This window comes from Achromobacter sp. GbtcB20 (assembly GCF_019091095.1).
Classification (GTDB): domain Bacteria; phylum Pseudomonadota; class Gammaproteobacteria; order Burkholderiales; family Burkholderiaceae_B; genus Achromobacter; species Achromobacter mucicolens.
Window position 1 is genome coordinate 13513 of sequence record NZ_JAGXJZ010000001.1, and the last position, 24993, is coordinate 38505.

The 24993-nt window shown below is 66.6% G+C and carries 28 protein-coding genes; 15 read left to right on the top strand and 13 right to left on the bottom strand.

Annotated elements, in window-relative coordinates; translation table 11 throughout:
* The first annotated feature begins 132 nt into the window (after window positions 1–132).
* On the top strand, window positions 133–654 hold the full coding sequence (locus KVT32_RS00085) for a DUF1993 family protein (protein WP_152384898.1): 522 nt from the start codon (window positions 133–135) through the stop codon (window positions 652–654).
* A 43-nt stretch (window positions 655–697) separates the two neighbouring features.
* On the opposite strand, the gene KVT32_RS00090 is transcribed toward KVT32_RS00085, so the two are convergent.
* Together KVT32_RS00090 and KVT32_RS00095 are read right to left on the bottom strand one after the other, a co-directional pair.
* The gene (locus KVT32_RS00090; protein WP_056323966.1) at window positions 698–1195 is read right to left on the bottom strand and encodes a VOC family protein; all 498 of its coding nucleotides are present in this window, start codon (window positions 1193–1195) and stop codon (window positions 698–700) included.
* A 53-nt stretch (window positions 1196–1248) separates the two neighbouring features.
* Window positions 1249–1605: a DUF1428 domain-containing protein gene (locus KVT32_RS00095; protein ID WP_056323968.1), complete on the bottom strand. Its 357-nt coding sequence runs from the start codon at window positions 1603–1605 to the stop codon at window positions 1249–1251.
* A gap of 169 nt (window positions 1606–1774) precedes the next feature.
* Between KVT32_RS00095 and KVT32_RS00100 the strand changes: the two genes are divergently transcribed.
* Window positions 1775–2749, top strand: coding sequence for a GlxA family transcriptional regulator (locus KVT32_RS00100; protein ID WP_056323970.1), 975 nt, complete (start codon window positions 1775–1777; stop codon window positions 2747–2749).
* A gap of 11 nt (window positions 2750–2760) precedes the next feature.
* Here the strand turns inward: KVT32_RS00100 and KVT32_RS00105 are convergent, their stop codons facing one another.
* Window positions 2761–3213, bottom strand: coding sequence for a GNAT family N-acetyltransferase (locus tag KVT32_RS00105; protein WP_175155860.1), 453 nt, complete (start codon window positions 3211–3213; stop codon window positions 2761–2763).
* A gap of 271 nt (window positions 3214–3484) precedes the next feature.
* On the opposite strand from KVT32_RS00105, the gene KVT32_RS00110 reads away from it, so the two are divergent.
* Complete coding sequence (locus KVT32_RS00110; protein ID WP_152384896.1) at window positions 3485–5110, top strand: methyl-accepting chemotaxis protein; 1626 nt, start codon at window positions 3485–3487, stop codon at window positions 5108–5110.
* 4 nt (window positions 5111–5114) lie between these two features.
* Here KVT32_RS00110 and KVT32_RS00115 read toward each other — a convergent pair whose 3' ends face one another.
* Entirely contained in the window at window positions 5115–5600 is a 486-nt protein-coding gene (locus KVT32_RS00115; RefSeq protein WP_217617469.1) for a hypothetical protein, read from the bottom strand.
* Window positions 5601–5708: 108 nt separating this feature from the next.
* Between KVT32_RS00115 and KVT32_RS00120 the strand changes: the two genes are divergently transcribed.
* The 8 genes from KVT32_RS00120 to KVT32_RS00155 all read left to right on the top strand — a co-directional run bounded on the left by KVT32_RS00120 (window position 5709) and on the right by KVT32_RS00155 (window position 12766).
* The gene (locus KVT32_RS00120; protein ID WP_217617470.1) at window positions 5709–6296 is read left to right on the top strand and encodes an SUKH-4 family immunity protein; all 588 of its coding nucleotides are present in this window, start codon (window positions 5709–5711) and stop codon (window positions 6294–6296) included.
* Between the two features lie 15 nt (window positions 6297–6311).
* Window positions 6312–6986 carry an SMI1/KNR4 family protein gene (locus KVT32_RS00125; protein WP_217617471.1) on the top strand — a complete coding sequence of 225 codons (675 nt, stop codon included), beginning with the start codon at window positions 6312–6314 and terminating at the stop codon, window positions 6984–6986.
* A gap of 56 nt (window positions 6987–7042) precedes the next feature.
* On the top strand, window positions 7043–8233 hold the full coding sequence (blaAMZ, locus tag KVT32_RS00130) for an AMZ family class C beta-lactamase (protein ID WP_217617472.1): 1191 nt from the start codon (window positions 7043–7045) through the stop codon (window positions 8231–8233).
* Window positions 8234–8497: 264 nt separating this feature from the next.
* Window positions 8498–9412 (top strand): DUF2242 domain-containing protein, encoded by a 915-nt coding sequence (locus KVT32_RS00135; protein ID WP_152384887.1) that lies wholly within the window; start codon window positions 8498–8500, stop codon window positions 9410–9412.
* A gap of 105 nt (window positions 9413–9517) precedes the next feature.
* A complete protein-coding gene (locus KVT32_RS00140; protein ID WP_223576143.1) occupies window positions 9518–9943 on the top strand; it encodes a CopD family protein in 426 nt (141 codons plus the stop codon).
* A 314-nt stretch (window positions 9944–10257) separates the two neighbouring features.
* Window positions 10258–11019 (top strand): MetQ/NlpA family ABC transporter substrate-binding protein, encoded by a 762-nt coding sequence (locus tag KVT32_RS00145; RefSeq protein WP_062839237.1) that lies wholly within the window; start codon window positions 10258–10260, stop codon window positions 11017–11019.
* Window positions 11020–11025: 6 nt separating this feature from the next.
* The gene (locus tag KVT32_RS00150; protein WP_217617473.1) at window positions 11026–12129 is read left to right on the top strand and encodes a methionine ABC transporter ATP-binding protein; all 1104 of its coding nucleotides are present in this window, start codon (window positions 11026–11028) and stop codon (window positions 12127–12129) included.
* The gene (locus KVT32_RS00155) at window positions 12110–12766 is read left to right on the top strand and encodes a methionine ABC transporter permease (RefSeq protein ID WP_056324005.1); all 657 of its coding nucleotides are present in this window, start codon (window positions 12110–12112) and stop codon (window positions 12764–12766) included. The genes KVT32_RS00150 and KVT32_RS00155 overlap by 20 nt, the downstream gene beginning before the upstream one ends.
* Window positions 12767–12799: 33 nt before the next feature.
* Here the strand turns inward: KVT32_RS00155 and KVT32_RS00160 are convergent, their stop codons facing one another.
* Window positions 12800–13822 carry a hypothetical protein gene (locus tag KVT32_RS00160; RefSeq protein WP_056324008.1) on the bottom strand — a complete coding sequence of 341 codons (1023 nt, stop codon included), beginning with the start codon at window positions 13820–13822 and terminating at the stop codon, window positions 12800–12802.
* A 140-nt stretch (window positions 13823–13962) separates the two neighbouring features.
* On the opposite strand from KVT32_RS00160, the gene KVT32_RS00165 reads away from it, so the two are divergent.
* Window positions 13963–15153 (top strand): PLP-dependent aspartate aminotransferase family protein, encoded by a 1191-nt coding sequence (locus tag KVT32_RS00165; RefSeq protein ID WP_152384885.1) that lies wholly within the window; start codon window positions 13963–13965, stop codon window positions 15151–15153.
* Here the strand turns inward: KVT32_RS00165 and KVT32_RS00170 are convergent.
* On the bottom strand, window positions 15128–15613 hold the full coding sequence (locus tag KVT32_RS00170; protein WP_152384884.1) for a hypothetical protein: 486 nt from the start codon (window positions 15611–15613) through the stop codon (window positions 15128–15130). The genes KVT32_RS00165 and KVT32_RS00170 overlap by 26 nt on opposite strands.
* A 145-nt stretch (window positions 15614–15758) precedes the next feature.
* Here KVT32_RS00170 and ppk2 point away from each other — a divergent pair, with 145 nt between their 5' ends.
* Entirely contained in the window at window positions 15759–16916 is a 1158-nt protein-coding gene (gene ppk2 / locus KVT32_RS00175) for a polyphosphate kinase 2 (protein ID WP_217617474.1), read from the top strand.
* Between the two features lie 4 nt (window positions 16917–16920).
* Here the strand turns inward: ppk2 and KVT32_RS00180 are convergent, their stop codons facing one another.
* The 5 genes from KVT32_RS00180 to KVT32_RS00200 form a co-directional block, all read right to left on the bottom strand.
* Window positions 16921–17271: a DOPA 4,5-dioxygenase family protein gene (locus KVT32_RS00180; protein ID WP_217617475.1), complete on the bottom strand. Its 351-nt coding sequence runs from the start codon at window positions 17269–17271 to the stop codon at window positions 16921–16923.
* Between the two features lie 19 nt (window positions 17272–17290).
* Complete coding sequence (locus KVT32_RS00185; protein WP_152385541.1) at window positions 17291–17653, bottom strand: translation initiation factor Sui1; 363 nt, start codon at window positions 17651–17653, stop codon at window positions 17291–17293.
* The gene (locus KVT32_RS00190; RefSeq protein WP_062839065.1) at window positions 17653–18036 is read right to left on the bottom strand and encodes an RNA-binding S4 domain-containing protein; all 384 of its coding nucleotides are present in this window, start codon (window positions 18034–18036) and stop codon (window positions 17653–17655) included. The genes KVT32_RS00185 and KVT32_RS00190 overlap by 1 nt, the downstream gene beginning before the upstream one ends.
* 132 nt (window positions 18037–18168) lie before the next feature.
* Window positions 18169–19158, bottom strand: coding sequence for a tripartite tricarboxylate transporter substrate binding protein (locus KVT32_RS00195; protein WP_152384881.1), 990 nt, complete (start codon window positions 19156–19158; stop codon window positions 18169–18171).
* Window positions 19155–19991: an amidohydrolase gene (locus tag KVT32_RS00200; protein WP_180098375.1), complete on the bottom strand. Its 837-nt coding sequence runs from the start codon at window positions 19989–19991 to the stop codon at window positions 19155–19157. The genes KVT32_RS00195 and KVT32_RS00200 overlap by 4 nt, the downstream gene beginning before the upstream one ends.
* 133 nt (window positions 19992–20124) lie before the next feature.
* On the opposite strand from KVT32_RS00200, the gene KVT32_RS00205 reads away from it, so the two are divergent.
* Together KVT32_RS00205 and KVT32_RS00210 are read left to right on the top strand one after the other, a co-directional pair.
* The gene (locus KVT32_RS00205; RefSeq protein WP_056324027.1) at window positions 20125–21012 is read left to right on the top strand and encodes a LysR family transcriptional regulator; all 888 of its coding nucleotides are present in this window, start codon (window positions 20125–20127) and stop codon (window positions 21010–21012) included.
* 137 nt (window positions 21013–21149) lie between these two features.
* The gene (locus KVT32_RS00210) at window positions 21150–22985 is read left to right on the top strand and encodes an ABC transporter ATP-binding protein/permease (RefSeq protein WP_217617476.1); all 1836 of its coding nucleotides are present in this window, start codon (window positions 21150–21152) and stop codon (window positions 22983–22985) included.
* A gap of 15 nt (window positions 22986–23000) precedes the next feature.
* Here the strand turns inward: KVT32_RS00210 and KVT32_RS00215 are convergent, their stop codons facing one another.
* Window positions 23001–23804, bottom strand: coding sequence for an aspartate dehydrogenase (locus KVT32_RS00215; protein WP_056324032.1), 804 nt, complete (start codon window positions 23802–23804; stop codon window positions 23001–23003).
* A gap of 185 nt (window positions 23805–23989) precedes the next feature.
* The gene (locus KVT32_RS00220) at window positions 23990–24937 is read right to left on the bottom strand and encodes a tripartite tricarboxylate transporter substrate binding protein (RefSeq protein ID WP_152384877.1); all 948 of its coding nucleotides are present in this window, start codon (window positions 24935–24937) and stop codon (window positions 23990–23992) included.
* Window positions 24938–24993 lie beyond the last annotated feature (56 nt).

Below are 24993 nucleotides of genomic sequence, written 5' to 3' on the forward strand. Positions count from 1 at the left end.
CGCTGGGCAATTGCGGACTGGCAGGATTGTTCAGGCGCAAGGAACGGTGATGTCGCGGCTACCGGCGGCTTGCGGGGCGGGCGCGGCGTAACATCGCGGATGCATACTCACACCCTTACGGAAATCTCCGCCATGCCCTTGTCCATGTACCAGGCGTCCGTGCCTGTCTTCATTCGCGGCCTGAACGTGCTGGCCGCGCTGCTCGAAAAGGCCGCCGCGCATGCGCAGGCCGCCGGCATCGACCCTGCCGATCTCGTGAACGCGCGGCTCGCGCCCGATATGTATCCGCTGTCGGGTCAGGTGCAGCGCGCAAGCGATGCCTCGAAGTTCGCGGCGCAGCGGTTGTCGCAAGGCGAAGCCCCGAAATTCGCCGACACCGAAAGCACACTTGAGCAATTGCAGCAGCGCGTGGCGGACACGATCGCGTATCTGCAGAGTGTGAAGCCCGAGCAGATTGACGGCGCCGAAGGGCGCCGGATCACGTTGAGCTTCGGCGATTTCAAGCCCGAGTTCCAGGGCGATGAATATCTGCTGTCCTTCGCGCTGCCCAACTTCTATTTCCACGTGACCACCGCGTACGGCATCCTGCGCCAGGCAGGCGTGCCGATCGGCAAGCTGGACTTCCTGGGGCCTTATCCGCAACTGGCCCCTTGATGGCGCGGGACGCGGCCCGTCGCGAGCCGCGTCTGCCTTGCCATCACTGCTTCGATGGATCGCCGCAGCCGTCCATCGGGCCCATCTTTGCCATGTTCTGCAGGATTTCGTCGGGCGTGAGGTCCTGGATGTGCGTGGCGATGGACCAGCGGTGGCCGAACGGGTCGACCACCTGGCCGTAGCGGTCGCCCCAGAACATATCGGCGGCAGGCATCGTGACCTGCGCACCTGCTGCCACCGCCTGCTCGATCGCGGCATCCGCGTCGGTCACGTACAGGTGCAGCACGGCAGGGGTGCCCTTGAGCGCCTTCGGTCCCAGGCTGCCCCATTCCGGAAAATCATCCATCAGCATGAGCACCGAATCGCCGATGCGGATGGCCGCATGCATGATCTTGCCGTTGGGGCCGGGAAGGCGCATCAGTTCCTCGGCATTGAAGGCTTTCTTGTAGAAGGCGAGGGCGTCGGACGCGCCTTCGCAGATGATGTGCGGCGTCAGCGTGTGCATGCCGTCGGGAATGGGCTTGGCTGCTTGGGTGGCCATGGTGGGTCTCCAGGGTGGTTGAACGACGGCGCAAAAGTGCGCGGCCGCGTTGACTAGTTGCCGACCAGTGTGGCGAAACCGCCCCAGCACATGCGCTTGACGTCGAATACGCCCTCGCAGCACATGTCCGCCAGGCGCGGGTCGGACATCACCTTGGCGTTGATGCTGTTGCGCGCTTCCTTGCTGGGATACAGGATCCAGGCGAAGACGACGACCTCGCCCTCGCGCGCGCCGGCTGCCGCGCTGAAGGACGCGAACCCTTCCCCGTCGATATCGTCGGCCACGCCTTCGCGGTAATCCAGCGCGCCGTGCTCGCGCCAGATGCCTTCGGCGTGCGTCGCCATTTTCTTGTAGGTCTCCAGGTTTGCCTTGGGTACGCACAGCAGGAAACCATCTATGTACTTGTCCATCGATCACTCCTCACGTCCGTGTTGTTCTGGTTTGGCCGGGCGTCCGCAATCCGTCCCGGCCGCCGTCCGGATTTCTGGGTCGGCAGGAGTGACTGTATCGGGATCCGCGCGGGTTTCAGATAGGCGATTGCGACAATCTTGCGGGTGGATTGCGTCAGCGTGCAGGCGTATGCTTGGCAACATGAAAAACGTCGCGTTCCTGCTGCCCAAGGGGGCCAATATTGCGTCCCTGGAAACCGCGCGCCACGGGTTCATGGTGGCCAACGAATATCTGCGCGCGCATGGCCGCGAGCCGCGTTTTCATGTGCGCACGCTGGCCCTCACGCGCGAGGTCAGCCTGGACGATGGACGCATCAAGGTACAGGCCGACATGGTGCTGGCCGACGCCACCGATATCGATATCTGCATCGCGCCGCCGCTGCTGGGATCGGTGTCGGACGCGGTGCTGTCCAACCGCGAACTGATCGAATGGCTGTCGCGCCACCACCGCGAGGGCGGCGAGGTGGCCAGCCTGTGCATGGGCGCGGCGCTGCTGGCCGCGGGCGGCGTCCTGGACGGACAGCAGGCGGTCGTGCATTGGGTGGCGCAAAACCTTTACGCCAGCCTCTTTCCGACGGTGCAGTGGACCAGCGATCGCGTCGTCATGGCGGAAAACGGGGTGTATACGAGCGGGGGCGCATTCTCGGCCGCGCATCTCGTGCTGCACCTGATCGAGAAATACACGGATCGCGACACCGCCATCTGGTGCGCCAAGTATTTTCAGCTGGACTGGAGCCGGCAAAGCCAGCTGCCGTTTTCCGTCTTCATGGGACAGAAGTCGCACGCGGACGACATCGTGCGGGCGGTGCAGGAATACATCGAAGGTCGCTACCGCGAGAAGATCACCGTCGAGGAACTGGCCGGCCGCCACGCGCTTGGCCGCCGCACGCTGGAGCGGCGGTTCCGCCAGGCCACGGGCAACAGCATCGTCGAATACGTGCAGCGTGTGCGCGTCGAAGCCGCCAAGCAGCGTCTGGAAACGTCGCGCAAGAGCGTCGCCGAGGTGATGTACGAAGTCGGCTACAACGACACCAAGGCTTTTCGCGACATCTTCAACAAGTACTGCGGCATGTCGCCCGTCGGGTACCGCGAGCGCTATCAATAGCGCCGGGGCGTTCAGCCCTGATACCGGTAGACGCGCGTGTCGCGCATCGCAAAGCCGGCCGACTCGTACAGATGGTACGCGGACATGCGCCCTGGGCTGGACGTCAGGTCCAAGGTGCGGGCCTTTAACTCGCGGCTCTTTGCGATGGCCGCACGCGTCAGCGCCATGCCGACCTTCAAGCCGCGCGCCTGTTCGTCCACCACCACGTCCTCGATCCACGCGCGGATGCCGGTGGGCACGCGAAAGTGCACAAGGGTGAGAGTGCCCACGATGCGCTGATCGGGCGCCATCCTGGCGATGAATACGTGATTGCCCGGCGCGTGGATGATCTCGTCCAGATCCGCCTTCGACAGCGCCGCCGCGTTTGCGGACATCTGGGGCAACAGGCGCGCGAAGGCCTGCACCAACGCGTCATTGGCCGTCGTCGCCAGCGAGACGGTCACGCTGTTTTCCAAGGGTTTCATCGGAAGCTCCCCAAAGCCTGCGTGCGCCATATAAAGCGCCTGGATACTGTAGTACGTCAAGTTGATGTCAATAACGTTGCTGCTGCGCAGCATAAGTGCGTTGTCTTTGTTCAATCGCAAATTATTAAACGGATAAATACTTGCGAAATGTGACATCAAACCTAGACTGGGGTTTTCCCCCTGTTCGATGTTCCATGAAATTTCCGTGTGTTAACGCTGCACCTGATTGCATGGCAATGGCTGAAGATCGACACCCCTGCAAGAGACCCTCATGAAGACGCTTCGCACCCATTTCGGCAATCTCTCCATTGGCGCCCGGCTGAGCCTGGGCTTTGGCGCTGTGCTGGCCCTGCTGCTGGCCCTGGCTGGCCTGTCGCACTACGAGTTGACGCGCATAGGCGGCATCAACCGCATGATCACTCAGGAGACCTGGGCGAAGGCCAACGCGATATCGGTGGTCGACGTGACAACGCGCGCCAACGCGCGCGCCAATCTGGAACTGATCGTCAACCCGGACCCGGCCGCAACGCAGCGGCTGTTCGAGCAGATCGAGGCCAACCGCAAGCGCATCGATGGGGCCCTGGCCACGATGCGGCCGTTGATGAAGACCGCGGACGCCGCCGCGCGGCTGCGCACGCTGGAAGAAGCGCGCGGCCGTTACGTAAAGTCATTCCAGTCGGTTGGCGCCGTGCTCAAAAGCGGCGACCGCGAGGGCGCCCGCCAGCGGCTCTTGCAGGAGACGCTGCCCATCCTGGACAGCCTGCAGGATCACATCATTGCGCTTTCCCGGCAGCAGGCGGCCGAGATGGACGAAGCGGGAACCGCAAGCCAGGCGGTCATCGACGAGGCCGAGCGCCTGAACGCGGGCCTGTCGGCGCTGGCGCTGGCGGTGGGGGCCCTGCTGGCCTGGCGGGTCAGCCGCTCGATCACGCGTCCGCTCGCCCGGGCGGTCAAGGCTGCCGAGACGGTGGCAAGCGGCGACCTGGGCCAGCGTATCGAAGCCGCGTCCCGGGACGAGACCGGACGGCTGCTTCAAGCCCTGCAAGACATGCAGGACAGGCTTGCGGGCGCGGTCCGCGCGATCCGGCAGGGATCGGAGACCATCTCCAGCGCGTCGGGCCAGATCGCCGCTGGCAATACGGACCTGTCCAGCCGCACCGAAGAGCAGGCCGCATCGCTGGAGGAAACCGCGGCGTCCATGGAAGAGCTGGCCTCCACCGTGAAGCAGAACGCCGACAACGCGCGCCAGGCCAACCAGCTTGCGGCCAGCGCATCGGAGATTGCGCTGCGCGGCGGCGCGGCGGTGTCCGCGGTGGTGGGCACCATGCAGGACATCTCGGCCAGTTCGCACAAGATTTCCGATATTGTGTCCGTGATCGACGGCATCGCTTTCCAGACGAACATCCTGGCGCTGAACGCGGCGGTCGAAGCGGCCCGCGCGGGCGAGCAGGGCAAGGGTTTTGCCGTCGTGGCGGGCGAGGTGCGCTCGCTGGCCCAGCGCAGCGCGCAGGCGGCGCGGGAGGTAAAGGCCTTGATCGAGGATTCCGTCGGCAAGGTCGGCTCGGGCGCCCGGCAGGCCGAAAGCGCGGGCGCAACCATGCAGGAGATGGTCACGGCGGTGCAGCACGTCACGGACATCATGGGCGAGATCGCCGCGGCCTCCCACGAACAGGCCAGCGGTATCGATCAGGTGAACCGGGCCGTGGCGCAGATGGACGAAGTCACGCAACAGAATGCGGCGCTGGTCGAGGAAGCTGCGGCCGCCGCGGGTTCGATGCAGGATCAGGCGCGCGAGCTGGTGCGGGCGGTGGGCGTGTTCCGGCTGGCCGAGGACAGCGCGCGGCGCGGCCAGGATCCGGCGCCGGCGCAAGCGCGCGGGGCGCTGATGCTGGCGTAGTCCGCTACTTGCCGCAGGCGGCCTGCAATGCCTTCATTTGCGGGCTGCCTGGCGCAAAGCGCACGAACTGCACCTGGCTTTCGTCCAAGGTCTCGTCCTTGATGGCGGCCACCAGGCTGTCGCGCAGGTAGTAGGTGGTGGACGGCAGGAAACCGACCTGCGCCCGGCGGCAATCGAACAGCACGTCCGTGACCGCCCGGTCATAGCTTGCGCGTTGCTTGTCCCCGCCCGGGATCGTCTGGGCGGCGGTGTAGCGCATTTCCATCTTGCCCTTGGCGGTCCCCGAGGCCTGCCGCGTTTCCGGCAGGCCACCGATCCGAATGGACGCGTTCGGGTGATCTGGCCGCGGCGGCACCTCGAACCATTGCTGCGCGTGGGCGGCCGAGCCGGCAAAAAGCGCGGCCAGGACGGCCAGGGGCGTCAGGATCCGCAAACGAAGAAAGCCCGGGGAGGGGGCGGGGCGTGCGGAAACAGCAAACGGTGGGCGCATGGTCTGTCCGTGGACGCAATAAGCGGGCGTTCAAATGTAGCAAAATGCGGTCTTGGCGCCGCACGATTTATATCCAAGCCGCCGGCGCTTGCCAGGACACGCACTCACATGAATTCCTTCGAACACATCCGGGCGCAGTTCGCCCGGTTTGGCGATCTGCGCCCGCAGCCGCGCGAACAGTGGCAAGGCAGCCTTGCGCTGCCGCAGGGGTTGGCCGACTTTTACGAACAGGTGGGCCCGTGGGGCGCCACCCGTCACCAGAACGTGGCACCGGTCGGCATCACGCTGTCCGAAACCAATATCAGCTTTGCACCCTTGCATAAGCTGTGGGACCGGCAGGCCGGCTATCGCTGGGATGCCGTGAGCGGAAAACGGGTCGACGATTGGCGGGACAACTGGCTGATGATCGCCGACCAGAACGCGGACCCCTTCATCCTGGATACGGGCACCGGCCAGATCCTCCACGCCCGGCACGGCGCGGGCGCCTGGGACGCCGGGATGGTGGCCCCCGACCTGCCGACGTTCGCCGCCGCCGCTGCCGCGGTGGGTCTTGTCTGCCTGGAGGCCGACGAAGATCTGCGCAACGATGACTGGGAGATCAAGCCCGAGCACCGGGCGCGTGCCTTGCAGGCGCTGACCGCCGTCCTTGGGGACGCGGACGAGGCCGAGGGCTTTCTGGATGTGCTCGAGTTTTAACGAAAGGATCAACGAATGACGGCTCTTGCCGAACTGGCCGAAGACTGCGGCATTGCGCTGCCTGCGATGCTGCGTCAACTGATCGACGCCGGACACACCAGCTATGGCGACATCGCGGCATGGCGCGCGGATTGGAAGGGCAACACGCTCGCCGCCCGGCCCGTGCTGTCCTGCATGGACGACCTGGAATGGATCGACGCGGGGCAGGCGCGCGAAACGGCCGAGGAATGGCTCAATCCCGCGTATCAGCATGGCAGGCGCTTTCTCCCGTTCGCGGAGTCTGGCGCGGGCGATGCCTATTGCCTGACGCCCACCGCCGACGGCGGTTTGGGCGTGGCGCTGGTGTGGCATGACAGCGACGAGGCCCGCGTGGTGTGGGCGTCGTTCGAGGCATTTGTCTTCGATGCGCTGGTGCGCAGCGCGGCGGACATCGGCCATCTGGTCGAAGAGGGGTTCACGCCGGCCGAGGCCGTGGCCTGCGTCAGGGCGAATGTCGAAATCCTGAAGGCATGTCTGCCTCAGGCCATGCAGGCGGAATTGGACCGGCTGATGGCCGGGACGCCGCCGGTGCCGGTGGAAGGGTCGACGGCGTGGATCGATGCAGCGTGCGCGAACGCGGCATTGACGCTGTTGCCGCCCATGGCGGACAAGCCATTCGACGTGGTGCCGCGCTGGGAGTGCGGCGAATAATGACCCGGCGCCGTTGAATTCATCGCGGCGCATCCTTCATCCATCCAGGACTATCCATGCATCCCCGTAGACACTTTTGCGCCGGCCTCCTTGCCGTTGGGCTTTTTGCCGCCGTGTCAGCGCCCGCCGCGGGACGCTCCGAGCTGCCCTACATCGACAGCGTCGTGAACGAGGCGGCCCGCGCGGTCATCCGCCAGCACGACATCGCGGGCATGGTGATCGCCGTGACGCACCAAGGCCGCCAGCGTTTCTACACCTATGGCGTCGAATCATTGCAGACGCGGCGCGCCGTCAATCGGGACACGATCTTTGAAGTGGGCTCGATCAGCAAGACCTTCACCGTGACGCTTGCCGCGTATGCGCAGGCCAAGGGCTTGTTGCAGTTGACCGACAGTCCGGCGCGATTTTTGCCAGAGCTGGTCGGCACTGAATTCGCCAAGCTGACCTTGTTGAACCTGGCGACGCACACGACGGGCGGTTTTCCGTTGCAGGTGCCTGACGAGGTCCGCGACAACGCGCAATTGATGCAATACCTGAAGGCCTGGAAGCCGGAACATGCGCCCGGCACGTATCGCTCGTACGCCAATCCCAGCATCGGCATGCTGGGCGTCGTGGCGGCTGCAAGCCTGAAGCAGCCGTTTGCCCAGGCGATGGAAAAGGACCTTTTTCCGAAGCTGGGGCTGTCCAGCACGTTCATCGACGTGCCCGCCGCCAAGGCGTCGCGCTACGCGCAGGGCTACAACAAGCAGGGCGCGCCGGTGCGCGTGAATCCGGGCGTACTGGCGGCCGAGGCCTATGGCGTGAAAACCAGCGCGCGCGACCTGCTGCGCTTCGTCGAGGCCAGCATGGACATGGACGTGCTGGACAAGGACATCCGCCGCGCCATCGCGGACACCCACGTGGGCTATTACCAGGTGGGCGCAATGACGCAGGATATGGTGTGGGAGCAGTTCCCGTATCCCGTGCCGCTGGATTCGCTGCTGACGGCCAACGCCGGCACGCTGAACAGCCAGAGCCACCCGGCCCAGGCGCTGCAGCCGCCGCTGGCGCCGCAGGCCCAGACCTGGATCAACAAGACGGGGTCCACCAACGGCTTCGGGGCCTACGTGGCGTTTGTGCCCGCGCGCAAGCTCGGCATCGTCATTCTGGCCAACCGCAATTACCCGAACGACGCGCGCGTGCGTCTGGCGGCGGAAATTCTGGGGGCGGTGGAGAAGCAGCCTATGGCGCCCGCCGGCGCGCGTTGATGGCGCTGTCGTCGTTGCTGCCGTAGTCGCTGTCGCTGGGGGGGCAACCCTGTTGCATGCTGGCCATGGACCGCGCATCGAATTCGATACGAATTACGACGCCTGATGTTCCCTGAGGCGGCCTCGCATATAGGGACACGGCCATTGGCCCGGAAACGGCGGAATGCGAACCTGTTTCAACATATCTCCGATCAATTCCGTCCCCAATAAACGGCCGGATTTCTTATCGGATAATGCACGTCGTTGCTCCACGCCGGACCTCTCATGCCACGCGCCACCCGCCGTATCGTTTTTCCCCTGTTCGCCACCCTGACCGCCGTCCTGGCAGGATGTTCTTCCCCCAAGCCCGTCTACGAGCGAGAGGACTTCGCGCAAAGCGACACCTACTCGCGCAGCGTTCCGGCGGCCAGCAGCGCCGCCTGCGACGCGGGCCGGCGCGCCTTGCTCAGCCAGGGGTACAACATCGACAAGTACGAACCGTCGCGCGTGACCGGCCACAAGAACTTCGAGGGCGAGGACGGGCAGCATACGCAGATCAGTTTCAACGTGGAGTGCGCGCCCGACGGCAGCACGCACGAAGGCGCGACCGTGTTCGCCAACGCCGTGCAGGACCGCTATTCGATCAAGCGCACGGGCAACTCGGCCAGCGTGGGGGTCAGCGTGCTGGGCCAGGTCTCGATGCCGTTTGGCGGCAGCGACGACTCGCTGGTCAAGACGGCAAGCCAGACGGTGACGCGCCCCAAGTTCTATGACGGGTTCTTCCAGCTGTTGGAACGATACCTGCCCGACGCCAAGGCGGCCGCCGCGCCGCGCGAGCCGTCCGCGCGGCCGAAGGGAGCGGCGTCAAAGTCGGCGGCTTCTCCCGCCACAGCCCCGGCCCAGGCGCCGGCCGATCCGGTCGTGGCGCCGGATGCGCCGGCCGACACGCTGAATCCGGCCGCGGCCGGCGGCGACAAGCCGGCGCCCGCCACAGCGCCCGCCACGTCTGCGCCGGCGGCAAAGACGCCCGCCTCGGGGGAGCCCGCCGCCGCGGGAACGCCCGCCGCGGGATCGCCCGCCGCGGGATCGCCCGCCGCAGAATCGCCCGCCGCAGAATCGCCCGCGGCCGCACCTGCCGCCGCGGGATCGCCCGCCGAAGGGGCGCCTGCTCCCGCGCCGGCTTCGCAAACCGGCAATTGACGCCGTTGCCGCCGGCGCATCCACCGCCGGCGCGTTTGCCGTAGCGCAAACACTGCAGGCCAGCGCGCCGCATCGCGCCGGCCGCGAGCGGCGATAATGCCGCCCATGACATACCAACTCCTGAAAATGGCCCATGTGGCGGCCGCCGTGGCGTGGCTGGTGGGCTCGCTCTTCGTGTCGCTTTTTCTCCTGACGTCGCAGCCCGAGCATGGCGACGACGCGCCCAAGGAGCGCCGGATGCTCCACGTCCTGCGCCGCTGGACGCTGTTCGTCACCACGCCGGCCATGGTCATCACCTGGTTGATCGGACTGCACCTGGCCATGACATTCGGCTGGTTTGCGATGAACTGGATCTGGATCAAGGTCGCCTTCGCGATCAGCCTGTCCGGTTTGCTCGGCATGCAGAGCGCATCGCTGCGGCGCATGGCCGGCGGCAGCGGCAAGCGGCCGCCCCTGATCGACCTGCAGGCGCCGTTCATCGTGCTGGCGGCAGCGGCCATCGTGACGCTGGTCGTGGTCAAACCGTTCTGAACGGGCACACCTGACCGCCGGTCCCGCGCATGGCGGGGGCGCCATGCCTGCACTGCGATATGACAACGCGCCATATCGAATCAACCGCGTAATAACGACTCAACGAACAAGTCGTTCGCGCGCACAAGCCCCGTCCCTAGAATCGTCTCCTCTCATAACTGCACGGGTTCAGAGGCGATTCCATCATGACTATTCGTACTTTTGCGGCCGAGGCCGCGGCGGACGCGTCCGTTTCCGGCGGCGCGCAGCCCGCGCGTTTCGCATGGGCGCCGATCTTCAAGCGCTTGCTGGGTGCGGTGCTGGCGTCCGCCGCCATGTTTCACGGCCCCGCCTTCTCGGCCGACCCCAAGCCGCTCAAAGTGGGTGTGCGCGGGGGCGTTGACGAGCAGATCTGGGAAGTGGTGGCGCAGGTGGCCAAGAAAAATGGCCTGGCCGTCGAGCCCGTCGTCATCACCGGCACCGCCAGCCCGAACGAGGCGCTGAATAACGGCGATCTCGAGGCAAACGCCTTCCAGCACATTCCCTTCCTGAACGACCAGATCAAGCAGCGCGGCTACAAGCTGGTGCCGGTGGCCAACACGCTGATCTCGCCCATCGCGTTCTACAGCAAGAAGTACAAGTCGCTCAAGGACTTGCCGGACGGCGCGAAGGTGGGCATTCCCAACGATCCCAGCAATCAGACGCGCGCGCTGGTCATCCTGCGCGACCAGGGTCTCATCACGCTGAAAGACGGCTTTGATCCGGCGACTGGGACAGCCACGCTGGCCGACGTGACGTCCAATCCCAAGAAGCTCGATTTCGTGGAAAGCGCATCGGTGGTGCTGGCGCGATCGCTGCCGGACGTGGACACCGCCGCCATCGTCAACAGCTTTGCGTACCAGGCCGGGCTGATCGCCACGCGCGACGGCATCGCGGTCGAGAAGAAGGAAAACAACCCCTATGTGAACATCATCGTGGTGCGCGAGCAGGACAAGGACGCGCCGTGGGTGCCCGAGCTGGTCAAGGCTTATCACTCCGAAGCAGTGCGCCAGTTCATCCTGACGAAGTTCGAAGGGTCGGTGATCCCGGTCTTCTAGGCAATCATGCAACGTGAACTTTCCCTGCCCCAGGACGCCATGCGCGCCACGCAAGCGCCGGCGCGCGACGCGCACATCGTGTTCGAGGGCCTGCAGAAGCATTACCAAGGCCCCGTGGGCCCGGTTGCGGCGCTATCTGACGTGTCGTTTTCGATCGCGCGCGGCGAGGTGTTCGGCATCATCGGCCGCAGCGGGGCGGGCAAGTCCACGCTGCTGCGGTCGATCAACATGCTGGAACGGCCCAGCGCGGGCCGCGTGTGCGTGGACGGCGTGGACGTGGGCAGCCTGGACGAGGATGCGCTGGTGGGCCTGCGCCGCCGTATCGGCATGATCTTCCAGCACTTCAATCTGCTGTCGGCCAAGACGGTGGCCGAAAACGTCGCGTTGCCGCTGCGGGTGGCGGGCGTGAAGCCGGCTGCCGCGCGGGCGCGGGTGGAGGCGCTGCTTGAGATGGTGGGCCTGCGGGACAAGGCCGATGTTTACCCGTCAAAGCTGTCCGGCGGACAGAAGCAGCGCGTGGGCATTGCACGCGCGCTGGTCCACGAGCCTGAGATCCTGCTGTGCGACGAAGCGACGTCCGCGCTTGATCCCGAGACCACGCAGTCCATCCTGGCGCTCCTTTTGGACATCAACCGCAAGCTGGGCCTGACGGTCGTGCTGATCACGCACGACATGGCCGTGATCCGCGAGGTCTGCCACAACGTGCTGGTGCTGGATGGCGGCCGCAAGGTCGAACTGGGCGAGGTGTGGCGCGTGTTCGGCAATCCCCAGGCGGATGCCACGCGCGCGCTGCTGCGTCCGTTGCAGCACGATTTGCCGGCGGACCTGGCGGCGCGGCTGGTGCCCGATCTGCGCGGGCGTCCTGGCGTTGCGGTGCTGTGGTTGCGCTTTACCGGCCAGGGCAGGCCCGACGGGGTGTCGCTGCAGGCGCTGGCTGCGATGGGGCCGGGCGCGACGCTGCTGCACGGCGGACTGGACCGGCTGCGCGGCCACGCGCAAGGCAGCCTGCTAGTGTCGGTGCCCGCGGGCGCATTACAGGAAGAGTCCGCGCGCGCCGCGCTGGTGGCCGATCAGATCAAGGTGCTGGGCTATGTCGCTACCGATGCTTGACAAGTACCTGCAGGCGTTTCTGCAGACCCTGACGATGGTGAGCATTTCCGCGGCCATCGCCATAGGCGCCGGCCTCGCGCTGGCCGTGGTGCTGACCGTCACCGCGCCGGGCAGTCTGTACCCGCGTCCGCGCTTGAACAAGGCGCTGTCGGTCACGGTGAATACCTTCCGCGCCATCCCCTTCATCATCCTGCTGGTCGCGATGCTGCCCTTCACGCGCTTCCTGGTGGGCACGACGCTGGGCACGTGGGCGGCCATCGTGCCGCTATCGGCGAACCTGATTCCGTTTTTTGCGCGCATTGCGCAGGTCAGCCTGAACGACGTGGACCACGGCCTGGTCGAGGCGGCGCGCGCCATGGGCTGCCGCCGGTGGCACATCGTGCGCCATGTGCTGCTGCCGGAAGCCTTGCCGGGCATCATCGGCGGCATGACGGTCAGCGTGATCGCCATGATCAACGCGTCTGCAATGGCGGGCGCCGTGGGCGCGGGCGGGTTGGGGGATTTGGCGATCCGCTACGGCTACGAACGCTACGAGACGCGGGTGATGTTCGAGGTGATCGTCATCCTGATCGCGCTGGTGTCGATCGTGCAATTTACCGGCGAGTGGCTGTCGCGCCGCGCCGACCACAAGCGCTAGCGCATGCGTGCCCTGATTGAAGGCTTATCCGGCTCAGCGCAGCGGCGCCTGCGGCATGGCCGCCAGGGATTGCGTCGCCAGCCGTTCCTGCTCGAGGGCCAGCCGGTTGACGGTGTCCTGGTGCTGGTGAAAGCGCGTCAGGTCCGCGTTGCGGCCGAACTTCAATTCGTTGCGGTCCGCGTACCAGAACTGACGGTTGTCATCGAGCAGCGTGATCATCAGCCCGAACTCGTGCAGGATCTGCGTTTCCAGGTCCCAGACGCGCCGCAGTTTTTCGTTGCTTGCCGCCCGCGAGTCCGTCAGCGCCTGCAGGATCTTTGCCTTTTCAGGTTCGGAGATGGTCAGCGAGCGCACCAGCGCGGGCATCTCGTCCAGCACGTCCAGGCTTTGCTGGCGGTAGGCGGGCACCAGCTTTTCGGCCTGCTCCAGAATCAGGCGGCTTTCGATGAGGCCCGAGTCGCGCGCCAGGCGGCCGGCGTCAAAGAGCCGGGGCAGGCCGATTTCCTTGAGTTCCTGCAGGTAGGCGCGATGCTGCGCAAGCCGTTCGCCGGCCACGGTTTTCATGGCCCGTTCCATTTCGCCGTACGGACCCGTGGCCTTGGGCGAGGGATCGATGGCCGGCACGTCTTCGGGCACGCCGGAGCCGCCGCCGGCCTGCATGCGCAGCGCGTCGATGGCCTTGCGGATTTCGGTGTTGGCGATGTCGCGCTGGCGGTTGTCGTGGCTGCGTTCGGCAAGCGGCACGGCCACGGCGGCCAGCAGGAACACCCCCGCGCCCAGCATGATGCGCACGCGGTTGCGCGGCGTGCGAAAGCGTTTCCAGAGGGAAAAGACGCCCAGGACGACGAGCAGCAGGGCGCCCAGGAGCATGGCGCCACCGAAGGCCAGTTGCGCAACCTCCAGCATCGTTTCCGGACGGCTGCTGTAGACGGTCCACGCCAGCATCGCGGAATAGACCAGACAGGTGGCGGCCTTCAGGAGCCAGCCGGGTTCGGGCGGAGCCGTGGCCAGCGCGGCCGGGCCGGCAGCCGTGGCGGGCGCTTGCGGGTCGTTCATGTGGCGCGTGAAAACGGGGATACGGCGTTTGACTGTAAAGACTCGCTTGGGCCCCGTCAATGCCGCGGGCCGGCGGCGCGAACCAATTTCAGGGCAGGCGCGATGCGCGTCTGCATCCACCGATGACAGGAGTGAATGACATGACCGACCACCCGCAACACGGTTTTGCGACGCGCGCCATCCACCTGGGCTACGACCCGCTGGACGAACAGGGCGCGCTGTCGCCACCGCTGTATCTGACGTCCACCTACACGCAGGACAGCATCGAGGCCTTTGACCGGATCCGGCTTGGCGAAGCCCAAGGCTATGTCTACGGCCGTACGCGCAATCCCACGCAGGCGCTGCTGGAGGAACGCCTGGCGTCGCTGGAAGGCGCCGAGGCCGGCGTGGTGACGGCCTCGGGCATGGCGGCCATCTCGGCCACCCTGTTTTCGCTGTTGCAAAGCGGCGACGAGATCGTGGTCGACCAGATTGTCTACGGCACGGCTTTCACGCTGTTCACGCAGGGGCTGGCCCGCTTTGGCGTGCGGGCCGTGTTCGCGGACTTCACCAAGCCGCAGACGGTGGCCGCCGCCGTCGGGCCCAAGACCCGGGCCGTGTACTTCGAGACCCCCGCCAATCCGAACCTGCGGCTGGTGGACATTGCGGCCATCTCCGCCATCGCGCGAGGCAAGGGCCTGCTGACGATCGTCGACAACACCTTCGCGACGCCGGTGTTGCAGCGGCCGCTCGAGCACGGCGCGGACATCGTGCTGCATTCGGCCACCAAGTATCTGGGCGGGCACGGCGACCTGCTGGCGGGCGCGGTGCTGGGACGCAAGCCGCATATCGACGCCATCCGGTTGCAGGGCTTGCGCTACTTCACGGGCGCGACGCTGTCGCCGTTCACGGCTTTTCTGGTGCTGCGCGGGATCAAGACGCTGGAGCTGCGCGTGCAGCGGCACAGCGAAACCGCGTTGAAGGTGGCCAAGCTGCTGCGCGAGCACCCGGCAGTGGCCGACGTGTTCTATCCGGGCCTGTCCGGCACGGCGGGCGCGGACATCGCGGCGCGCCAGCAGGCGGCGGGTGGCGGACTGGTGGCCTTCGAGCTGAAGGGCGGGTTGTCCGCCGGCAAGACGCTCTTGAACAGCCTGAAGCTGGCGCGCATTGCGGTCAGCCTGGGCGATCCCGAAACCCTGATCCAGCATCCGGCGTCGATGACCCACGCCAGCTATTCGGCCGAGGACCGCGAGCGCTACGGTTTGTCCGAAGGATTGCTGCGGCTGTCCGTGGGGCTGGAAACGCCCGAGGACATTCTGGCGGACCTCAAGCAGGGTCTGGATCGCGTGTAGCGGCGGGCAGGTCGGCAGAGGCGGCGTCCGTGCGCCGCCAGGCCACCCACTCGCCTTCGCCCTCGAAATGGCGCAGGCCCCGCGCGGCGGTCGCCAGGCCCGCGCGCAACACTTCCATGTCCAGGCCGGGCAGGTTGCGGAGCAGGGCGGGGGGCAACTGATTGATGTCCAGCACGCGCGCGTCGAAGTCCATCCGCATCAGCCCGCCGCCGTCGGTGGGCACGCGGACGAACCACAGGCTTTCCATGTAGTCGCCGAACCACGGGTCCGGATAAATCGCCTGCGTGAAAACCAACCCGAATTCATGAATGTCGCGCCAGGGCCAGAATTCCTGCAGGCCCATCGCTCGGGCCAGTTCGCCCGAGCGCGTCAGCCCGGCGTCATCAAAGCGCACGAATTCCTGCAAGGGGTCTTCGGCTGCCGGGGGGCCGGCGAACCATCGCTTGATGAATGACCACATGGGTGTCGCAATCGAGGGGAACAGGGAGGTGCAGTGTAAAGGGGCCGGGGTAGTGTAAAAATGTTACAACCTTTGATCCCAATCAATTTCGCGCACCCTGGCGCAAGCTAGGGTTGAAGTTTTTGGCGCAGCAAGGACAGGACGAATGACCGACAAGATATCGCAGGCTCCCGATCAAGACGAAGCCGCCCCGGCGGCGCCGGTCAAGCGCCCCGCCGCGGCCAGGGGCGCGGCCAAGCGCACGGCGAATGCCCGCCCGGCGGCCGCATCTGCCCCCGAGCCCGCCATCGAGCCCGCCGTCGAACTGAGCAAGCGCATGACGGCGCGGCAGGATGCGGCGCGGCAGGAGACCGCGGCGGTGCTGGCCGATATCGCCGGCCGCTACCAGGTGGGCGAACCGGGCGAGGCGCGCGCGGCCCTGCGCACCGTCATCGATGCGCTGTCGGCCGATGACGCGCAGGCCGTGCATCGCGCGCTGCTCGACGCCAACCGGCAGGCGCCGGGGGCGCGCCGCAATCCCGACGAAGAACTGGCAGGAGATTGGCGCGAGGGCGTCTATCCCTACCGCCACCGCATGCTGCGCCGCAATTACGAAAAGCAGAAGTACAAGCTGCAGGTCGAACTGCTGAAGCTGCAGGCGTGGGTCAAGGCGACCGGCCAGCGCGTTGTGATCCTGTTCGAAGGGCGCGATGCGGCAGGCAAGGGCGGCACCATCAAGCGCATGATGGAACACCTGAATCCGCGCGGCGCGCGCGTGGTCGCCCTGGAAAAGCCGTCCGACACCGAGAAGGGCCAGTGGTACTTCCAGCGCTACGTGCAGCACCTGCCCACCGCGGGCGAGATCGTCATGTTCGATCGGTCCTGGTACAACCGCGCCGGCGTCGAGCGCGTGATGGGATTCTGCTCGCAGGACGAATACCTGGCGTTTCTGCGCCAGACGCCCGATTTCGAGCGCCACCTCGTCAGCAGCGGCATCACGCTGATCAAGCTGTGGTTTTCGGTCAGCCAGGAAGAACAGCGCCGCCGTTTCCAGCAGCGCAAGGTGCATCCGCTCAAGCAATGGAAGCTGAGCCCGGTGGACCTGGCGTCGCTGGACAAGTGGGACGATTACACGCGCGCCAAGGAAGCCATGTTCGCGCACACCGACACCGCCGATGCGCCGTGGATCGTGGTCAAGTCCGACTGCAAGAAGCGCGCGCGCCTGAACGCCATGCGCTATGTGCTAAGCCGCCTGCCTTACGAGGGCAAGAGCGACGACGCGCAGATGGCGATCGATTCGCTGATCGTGGGTCGCGCGCTGTAGGGGATCAACCGCCCAGCGCAGCCAGGTTCAACACGTGGCTGCGCCCGATCCACACGGCGCAGTCGCGGTGGTCGCGCAGCGAATTGCCGGTGTTCGGATGCATGAACACATCCAGCGCGCCGTGGTTCAGTGTCAGCCAGGTGGTGATCTCGGCCAGATGCTGCGGACCGAACGCGATCTGGTAGCTCCATTGCGGATGCGGGCCCACGGGGCGCTCATGGAAGCGCCCCATTTCCATCTTGCCGTCGAACGTCGCGACGATCCGCTCGCGCAGGGCGAACGCGGCATCGCGGGTTGCCGCGTCGAAGTACACATGGGCGTGCCAGCTCGCGACGTCCGTCACGGGAATTTCCATCGTTCTGTCCTGATCCGGTTCAACCGCCCGCGCGCTTGGCGCGGTGGCCTTGTTTCGTGAGCGCGTCGATGATGCGGTCGCAGTGGTCGCCCTGCACCTCGATCACGCCGTCCTTGACGGTGCCGCCCGAACCGCACGCGGTCCGCAGCTGCTTGCCCAACGCGGCCAGGGCGTCGGGCCCCAGCGCCAGACCGCGCACCAGCGTCACGCTCTTGCCGCCGCGGCCCTTGGTCTCGCGGGAAACGCGCGCCACGCCGTCGCCCGCCGGGGCCGCGCGGCTGGCCGCGTGGCACTGGCATTGCGCCACAGGCTGGCGGCATTGCGGGCACATGCGCCCGGACTCGGTGGAATAGACCAGGCCGCCCGAGCCGCCGCGCTTCATCAAGACTTGCCCCGCATCTGGTCGATGAGACGCCGATCGCGCTTGGTGGGGCGTCCCGCGTCGATGCCCAGCGCCGGTTCCGGCGCAAGACGCCGCATTTCGGCGGCGCGCTCGCGGGCGGCCACGCTTTCGGGCGTTTCTTCATACAGCAGGCGCGCCACCGGCGCGGGGCCTCGCACGCCGCTCACGGCCACGACGCGCACCTGCAGCGCGGGGTCTTCCTTGCGGACCGCGACGACGTCGCCGGCGCCGACCTCACGCGCGGGTTTGGCCGGCTGTCCGTTCACGAACACGCGGCCCTTGCCGATTTCCTGCGAGGCCAGGCTGCGCGTCTTGTAGAAGCGCGCGGCCCACAGCCATTTGTCGAGTCGGATCTTGTCCATCCAGCGGGTTCCTGCGGTAAAGCTGTCCAAGGCGTCATGATAGCCCCGCCCGCGCGGCAAAAAAAAACGGCGCCCAGCATGAGCGCCGCAAACCGGCTACGCGGTGTCCGGGCCCATCAGGCCCGGCAGTACTCAATCCAGTTTCAGGCCCGCTTCCTTGACGACGCGCTGCCACTTTTCGATCTCGGCGCGGCGGAACGTGTCCAGTTCGGCAGGCGTGGAGCCGATGGGTTCGGCGCCGATGCCGGCAAGCTGTTCGGCGATCGCGGGATCCTTCAGCACCTTGGCCAGCGCCTGCGACACCTGTTCCACGATGGCGGGCGGCGTGCCGGCCGGGGCGAACACGGCGTTCCATTCGTAGGTTTCGTAGCCCGGCACGCCCGATTCGGCGATGGTGGGCAGGTCGGGCGCGGTCTTCGAACGCTCCAGTCCGCCAACGGCAACGGCGCGCAGCTTGCCGTTCTTCACGTGCTGCCAGGCAGAACCCATGCTGGCGAACATGACGGGCACCTGGCCCGACATCACGTCGATCATGGCCGGGCCGCCGCCCTTGTACGCGACGTGCTGCAACTGGGTCTTGGCCAGCAGGTTGAACAGTTCACCCGCCAGGTGCTGGGCCGAACCGGGACCGGCCGAGGCAAAGTACACCGGCTCCTTGGCATCGGGCTGGCCGAGTTTGATGAGGTCGGCGACCGACTTCACTTCGTACGACGGGGTCACGACCAGCACGTTGGGCACGCGCAGCAGCAGCGACACCGGCGCGAAGGCCGATAGCGTGTCGAACTGCATCTTGCTGTGCAGCGCGGGATTCTGCGCGTGATTGGAGGCGTCCAGCATCAGCGTGTAGCCGTCGGGATTGGCCTTGGCGACGACGGCGCCGCCGATCATGCCGCCCGCGCCGCCGCGGTTTTCGATGACGACGGGCTGGCCCAGCTCGGCCGCAAGCTTCGGGCCGATCAGGCGGGCGACCACGTCCACGGTGCCGCCGGGCGGATAGGTCACCACCAGCGTGACCGCGCGCTCGGGGTAGGCGGCGTGTGCGACGCCGGCGGCGCCAGCCAGCAGGCCGGCGGCGGCAAACAGCGCGCTACGTTGCGCCAGGCGTTTGATGAGAGGGGTCATGGAGCGTCTCCTTTGAATTGGAATAGCTGCAACGGCGTGTCGGCAAGCACGGCGCGCCGTTGCGCGGGGTCGTCGATCCAGGCGTCCAGCCACTGCGTGGCCGCGGCATAGGACGCCAGGTGGCGATGTTCGGTATGGGGCCAGTCGCTGCCCCACATCAGGCGTTCGGGGGTATAGGCGTCCAGCAGTTGCTGCGTGGCCAACCGACCGGAGGCCGCGCAGGCGGCAGCGCCCCAGTTGCGGTAGGGCGCGGCCAGCTTCACCCACACGCGGCCGCTGTCCGCCTGGCGCAGCAGATATTGGAATCCGGGGTCCGAAACGCCGAGCGCGGGATCCGGGCGGCCAAAATGATCCACCACGATCCGGCAGTCCGCGGCCAGCAACGCCGGCATCACGCCGTCCAGGCGCGCGGCCTGCAGATGGATTTCCACATGCCACCCCAGCGCATTCACGCGGGCAAGCAACGACTGCCAGGCGGGCGTCTGCAATGCGGGGCTGTCCAGTCCGACAAGGTTCAGCCGGATGCCGACCACGCCAGCGGCAGCCAGGTCCTGCAATTCGGTTTCAGCGATGTCCTGCGCCACCACGGCCACGCCGCGCAGCCGGGCGGGCGCCGCGCGCAGCGCTTGAACCAGATGGCTGTTGTCCGTGCCCAGGAAGCTGGGCTGCACCAGCACGCCGTGGCGCATGCCGTGCGCGTCCAGCAAGTCCAGATACTCGGCCAGCGTGGCATCGTAGTCCGGCGTGTGGCGGCGCGTGTCGGCCAGGGCGAGACCTTGGTGGAACACGTGGGCGTGGGTGTCGACGGCGGCGCCTGGAAGCGGCGAGGGCAAAGCAGTCTCCTGGATCGGCACGGCGTTCGCGGGAACGACATGGCCAGTATGTAATGTTCTGTAAGTCGGGATTCTAGGAAGTCGAGGTATAGTTTTCCATTGTGGAAAAGCGCTTTATATATATTGGATCAATATGGAAACCCGGCACCTTCGGTACTTCCTGGCGGTGGTGGACCACGGCAGCGTCAGCCGCGCCTCGGACTGGCTGGGCATTGCTCAGCCTGCGTTGAGCCAGGCGCTGACGCGCATGGAAAAAGACCTGGGCGTGCGGCTGTTCGAACGGTCGCGTCAGGGCACGACGCCTACCCCCGCCGCGCAGGCCATCCTGGAAGACGTACGCGCCAGCGTGGCGCGCATCGACGCCGCGGCGCGCCGTGCGCGCGAGATCGGGCGGGGGAGCGCTGGGCAACTGACGGTCGGTCTGGTGTCCTCCGCCCTCTTTGACACGTTGCCGCGCGCGCTGCGCCAGATGCGCCAGCAGGCGCCGGGCGTGCGCATCATCCTGCGTGAAATGAGCAACGCCGAACAGGCCGAGGCCTTGCAGACGGGCGAGATCGATATCGGCCTGATGCATACACCCGTGGCCGTGGGCGGCCGCATGCGCGAGCGTCAGTTGCTGCGGGACCGGCTGGTGGCCGCCGTGCCTGACGAGTTCGAGGTGCCGCCCGACGGTCAGGTGTCGATGGCGCAGATCGCGCAGGCCGGTCTGGTGATGTACCCGCAGTCACAGTTGCCGGCATTTTATGCGGATATCCTGGATGCCATGCGCAAGGGCGGGCACGATGCGCACGTGAACCAGGAGGCCAGCCGCACGTTGACGGTGCTGTCGTGTGTGGCGGGCGGCTGCGGCGTGGCCTTGCTGCCCAGCTGGATACGGTCCATGGATTTTCGCGGCGTGCGCTTTTGCGAGGTGCGCGATGGCGAGCGCCTGCCCAGTTTCGACCTGAGCGCGATCTGGCCCGCGCGCAGCGTGCCCACGCTGGCGGACCTGTTCGCCAACCTGGACCTCGGTCCAACTTGATGAAATCGCCTCTCGACTTTCAACGTGCCTTCAATGTCCTTGGAAGTGGCTTAAGCCAGGCTTAAAGCGACAGTTTTGCCGGAACTGCGCCGGATCCGGACGTCTAACCAGGAACGTCATTGCGAGGTTCCGGGCTCATGGATCTGAATTGGCAGCAGCAACTTGCAGAAAGCGCCCTGTGGCTTGCGCGCGCGTTCGGCATTTCCGCCGTGGCGCTGGCGGTGGTCACCCTGATCCTGACGCGCACCACGGTCTGGGGCCGGAAGTTCTGGCGGCTGGCCTGGCCGTACCTGACGCCCCGGCGCAGTTGGCGCCCGATGCTCACCCTGGCCTTGCTGCTGTTCCTGGCGATGTTCGCGGTGCGCATGACCGTGCTGTTTTCGTTCTGGTACAACGGCTTCTACAGTGCCTTGCAGGCGCTGGACCAGTCGGTGTTCTGGCACTTCCTGGGGATTTTCGCGGTGCTGGCCACCGTGCATGTGGTGCGCAGCCTGGCCGACAGCTACGTGGGCCAGGCCTTCGACATTCATTGGCGCGTGTGGTTGAACGAACGGCTGACGCGCGACTGGCTGGGCGCGGGGGCCTACTACCGCGGTCACTTCCTGGCCGAACCCGTCGACAACCCCGACCAACGCATCGAACAGGACATCGCGCAATTCGTGACGGGGTCGCGCACGCTGGCGATCGGCGCCATCAGCGCGATCGTGTCGCTGGTGGCCTTCACGGCGATCCTGTGGGGGTTATCGGGTCCGCTGACGCTGGGCGGCGTGGAGATTCCGCGCGCCATGGTGTTCGTGGTTTATCTGTATGTCATCGTCGCGACGTGGCTGGCCTTCAAGATCGGCCGCCCGCTCATCAAGCTGAATTTCCTGTCCGAGCGCCTGACGGCCAACTTCCGTTATGCGCTGGTCCGACTGCGCGAGAACGCCGAGAACGTCGCGTTCTATCAGGGCGAGGAAGTGGAGCGGGCGACGCTGTGGACGCGCTTCACGTCCTACATCGCCAATCTGTGGGCGCGCGTGTACCGGGGCCTGAAGTTCGACGGCTTCAACCTGTCGGTCAGCCAGATCGCGGTCGTGTTTCCGTTCATCCTGCAGGCGCCGCGCTTTTTCAGCGGGGCGATCAAGCTGGGCGATGTCATGCAGACTTCGCAGGCTTTCGGGCAGGTGCAGGAATCGCTGTCGTTCTTTCGCAGTTCCTACGACACGTTCGCCCAGTACCGCGCGACGCTGGATCGTCTGAATGGATTCCTGGATGCCAACGAGGCGGCGCGTGCGCTGCCGCAGGTGCAGACCCAGACGCTGCCCGATGGCCTGGAGATCGAGGGCCTGGATGTGTCGCGCCCGGATGGCGCCTGTCTGCTGGACAACCTGAATCTGCGCCTGCATCCCGGACAAGCCCTGCTGATCAAAGGGCCGTCGGGCAGCGGCAAGACCACCTTGCTGCGCGCGTTGGCCGGTCTGTGGCCGTACGCCCACGGCGTGGTGCGGCGGCCGCAGGGCGCGTCTGCGCTGTTCCTGTCGCAGCGTCCGTATCTGCCGCTGGGCGACCTGCGCGGCGCGGTGGCGTATCCGGGGCTGGCGCAACCGGCCGACGACGCGCGGCTGGCCGATGCGTTACGGCAGGTCAACCTGGGGCATATGGCCGGCCGGCTCGATGAGGTGCACGACTGGTCACGCGTGCTGTCGTTGGGCGAGCAGCAGCGCATTGCGTTTGCCCGCGTGCTGTACAACCGGCCCGCGCTGGTGTTTCTGGACGAGGCCACGTCGGCCACGGACGAAGGGCTGGAGCACATGCTGTACAGCCTGCTGCGCGAGGCGCTGCCGGACAGCATGCTGGTCAGCGTGGGCCATCGCAGCACGTTGGATGCGTTCCATACCCAACGGCTGGATCTGGACGGAACGGGACGCTGGCAGGTCGGGTCCATGCCGGCGTCGCGCCACGGCGACGCGTTGCGGCGGGCGGCGGCCTGAAGGAGAATGCCGCCCTCAGGTGCCGACGCGCAGCGGTCCGGTGAGCTTGCGCAGTGCGGCGATCACGCTTTGCGCGGTGATGCGTCCGGTCTTGGGATTGGCCGACGGGATGTTCTGGATTTCCATCGAGAACGAGGCGGAGTCGGACACGACCTCGACGCGGTGCAGGTTGCGATCGAGCGAGGGATCGGCCCAGATTTCCAGCGTGGTGCGATCCGGACCGATGCCCGCCAGCGACACGCTGACGGCCACGTTGAGGTTGGCCGGAAAGCCCACGGCGGCCTCGCGCGGCGAGCCGCGGAAGATGAGGCGCGGCTCGGTGATGCCTTCGATGTCGATGTTGTTGTCGGTCAGGTAGGGCGCGCCCAGCAGGCCGCGCACCGGCTTGCGGGTGATCATCGTGACGGAATGGATGACGCCTTCGGCAGCGGCGGTGATGGCGTCCAGCCCTAGAATGGCGCCCGACGGCACGATGACCTGGCCGCCGTGCTGGCGCGCGATGTCGATGAGGTCTTCGTGGCGCAGCAGGGCGCCCGAACTGAGCACCACCATCTTCTTGCCGGCGCGCAATACTGGTTCGGCGATGTTGCGGAACACGGCCGCGGGCGCGCATTCCACGACCACGTCGCAATGGTCGGCAAGGCCGTCGATGGTGGTGAAGGCGGGCGCGCCGTCTTTCCACGAGAAGGCGGGCGGGGCGCTGGGATCGCGCACGGCGACGGCGGCGAGCGTCAGGCCGGGCAGGCCGGCATCGAGGGATTGCGCCACGGCCTGGCCGATGGCGCCGAAGCCGGCGATGCCGACGCGGTAGCTGTTCATGGGTATCCGAAAAAGTTGGACCCGCGGCAGGACCGCGGGTGGTTCGGGAATGCGGCAGGCAGCGCGCCGCAAGGCTGCCGGCCACTGTAGCCACCGGCTGGCGACGCGTCAATGCGGGATGCCCGCAAGGCCGCGCAACCACGCCGGCCCCGCGCCCCAAGCAAGCCGCCGGGACTTGGCCGGCGCTATTGCAGCTTGATCCCCAGCTCCTTGATGAGCGGTCCCATCTCGGCGCGGTCGGCCTGGATTGTCGCGGCCAGTTCCTCGGGCGTGCTGCCGATGGGGATCATGCCCAGGGTCTGCATCTGGGCCTGCATGGCGGGATCCTTCAGAATGTCGCTGACCGCATTCTGGATCTGCGCGACACGGTCCTTCGGCATGCCGGCCGGCCCCATCAGGCCGATCCACGGCTGCGGCGCGTAGTCCAGGCCGGACTCCTTCAGTGTGGGCGTGTCCGGCAGACCGCCGAAGCGTTGCGGGCTGGTGATCGCCAGCGCCCGCAACCGTCCGCTGTCGATCAGCCCCTTGGAACTGGACGGTGCGTCCAGGCCCACGTCCAGCTGTCCGCCGATCAGGTCGTTCTGGGTCTTGCCGGACGATGACGAGGGAACGTACAGCGCCTTGATGCCCGCGCGCCGCGCGGTCTGTTCCCAGACCAGGTGGAATGCGGTGCCGATCGAGAACGATCCCACGCTCAGGCTGCGCGCGCGGCTTTCCCGCACGAAGTCTTCCCAGGTTTTGAGCGGGCTGTCTTTGGGCACGATGAAGATGAACGGCGTGCGCGCCACCAGCGAAATGGGCTGCAGGTCCTTTTGCGTGTCGAACGGCAGGCTATCGACGGCAAACGGCACGATGGTCACCGAAGAGGCGACCACCATGCCCAACGTGTAGCCGTCGGGAGCGGACTTGACCAGCGCGCCCGTGCTGATGATGCCCGAGGCGCCCGGCTTGTTCTCCACGACGACGGGCTGGCCCCAGGCCGCGCCCAGCTTGCTCGCCAGGACGCGCAGCATGACGTCGACCGGACCGCCCGGCGGATTGGAAACGATGATCTTGACCGGCTTTTCGGGATAGGCGGCGGTGGCGGCAAGCGGCAGCGCGAGCGCCATCGCAAGAAGGCATTGCTTGAACATGGAATTCCCCTTGTGTTGTTGGTGTGCAAGGCGCGGGGGCAAGCCCGGCGCCAGAT

Bases quoted from the DNA above. Each gene is read 5' to 3' on its own strand.
- KVT32_RS00085 (WP_152384898.1), top strand. From the start codon at position 133: ATGCCCTTGTCCATGTACCAGGCGTCCGTGCCTGTCTTCATTCGCGGC.
- KVT32_RS00090 (WP_056323966.1), bottom strand. From the start codon at position 1,195: ATGGCCACCCAAGCAGCCAAGCCCATTCCCGACGGCATGCACACGCTG.
- KVT32_RS00095 (WP_056323968.1), bottom strand. From the start codon at position 1,605: ATGGACAAGTACATAGATGGTTTCCTGCTGTGCGTACCCAAGGCAAAC.
- KVT32_RS00100 (WP_056323970.1), top strand. From the start codon at position 1,775: ATGCTTGGCAACATGAAAAACGTCGCGTTCCTGCTGCCCAAGGGGGCC.
- KVT32_RS00105 (WP_175155860.1), bottom strand. From the start codon at position 3,213: ATGAAACCCTTGGAAAACAGCGTGACCGTCTCGCTGGCGACGACGGCC.
- KVT32_RS00110 (WP_152384896.1), top strand. From the start codon at position 3,485: ATGAAGACGCTTCGCACCCATTTCGGCAATCTCTCCATTGGCGCCCGG.
- KVT32_RS00115 (WP_217617469.1), bottom strand. From the start codon at position 5,600: ATGCGCCCACCGTTTGCTGTTTCCGCACGCCCCGCCCCCTCCCCGGGC.
- KVT32_RS00120 (WP_217617470.1), top strand. From the start codon at position 5,709: ATGAATTCCTTCGAACACATCCGGGCGCAGTTCGCCCGGTTTGGCGAT.
- KVT32_RS00125 (WP_217617471.1), top strand. From the start codon at position 6,312: ATGACGGCTCTTGCCGAACTGGCCGAAGACTGCGGCATTGCGCTGCCT.
- blaAMZ (WP_217617472.1), top strand. From the start codon at position 7,043: ATGCATCCCCGTAGACACTTTTGCGCCGGCCTCCTTGCCGTTGGGCTT.
- KVT32_RS00135 (WP_152384887.1), top strand. From the start codon at position 8,498: ATGCCACGCGCCACCCGCCGTATCGTTTTTCCCCTGTTCGCCACCCTG.
- KVT32_RS00140 (WP_223576143.1), top strand. From the start codon at position 9,518: ATGACATACCAACTCCTGAAAATGGCCCATGTGGCGGCCGCCGTGGCG.
- KVT32_RS00145 (WP_062839237.1), top strand. From the start codon at position 10,258: ATGTTTCACGGCCCCGCCTTCTCGGCCGACCCCAAGCCGCTCAAAGTG.
- KVT32_RS00150 (WP_217617473.1), top strand. From the start codon at position 11,026: ATGCAACGTGAACTTTCCCTGCCCCAGGACGCCATGCGCGCCACGCAA.
- KVT32_RS00155 (WP_056324005.1), top strand. From the start codon at position 12,110: ATGTCGCTACCGATGCTTGACAAGTACCTGCAGGCGTTTCTGCAGACC.
- KVT32_RS00160 (WP_056324008.1), bottom strand. From the start codon at position 13,822: ATGAACGACCCGCAAGCGCCCGCCACGGCTGCCGGCCCGGCCGCGCTG.
- KVT32_RS00165 (WP_152384885.1), top strand. From the start codon at position 13,963: ATGACCGACCACCCGCAACACGGTTTTGCGACGCGCGCCATCCACCTG.
- KVT32_RS00170 (WP_152384884.1), bottom strand. From the start codon at position 15,613: ATGTGGTCATTCATCAAGCGATGGTTCGCCGGCCCCCCGGCAGCCGAA.
- ppk2 (WP_217617474.1), top strand. From the start codon at position 15,759: ATGACCGACAAGATATCGCAGGCTCCCGATCAAGACGAAGCCGCCCCG.
- KVT32_RS00180 (WP_217617475.1), bottom strand. From the start codon at position 17,271: ATGGAAATTCCCGTGACGGACGTCGCGAGCTGGCACGCCCATGTGTAC.
- KVT32_RS00185 (WP_152385541.1), bottom strand. From the start codon at position 17,653: ATGAAGCGCGGCGGCTCGGGCGGCCTGGTCTATTCCACCGAGTCCGGG.
- KVT32_RS00190 (WP_062839065.1), bottom strand. From the start codon at position 18,036: ATGGACAAGATCCGACTCGACAAATGGCTGTGGGCCGCGCGCTTCTAC.
- KVT32_RS00195 (WP_152384881.1), bottom strand. From the start codon at position 19,158: ATGACCCCTCTCATCAAACGCCTGGCGCAACGTAGCGCGCTGTTTGCC.
- KVT32_RS00205 (WP_056324027.1), top strand. From the start codon at position 20,125: ATGGAAACCCGGCACCTTCGGTACTTCCTGGCGGTGGTGGACCACGGC.
- KVT32_RS00210 (WP_217617476.1), top strand. From the start codon at position 21,150: ATGGATCTGAATTGGCAGCAGCAACTTGCAGAAAGCGCCCTGTGGCTT.
- KVT32_RS00215 (WP_056324032.1), bottom strand. From the start codon at position 23,804: ATGAACAGCTACCGCGTCGGCATCGCCGGCTTCGGCGCCATCGGCCAG.
- KVT32_RS00220 (WP_152384877.1), bottom strand. From the start codon at position 24,937: ATGTTCAAGCAATGCCTTCTTGCGATGGCGCTCGCGCTGCCGCTTGCC.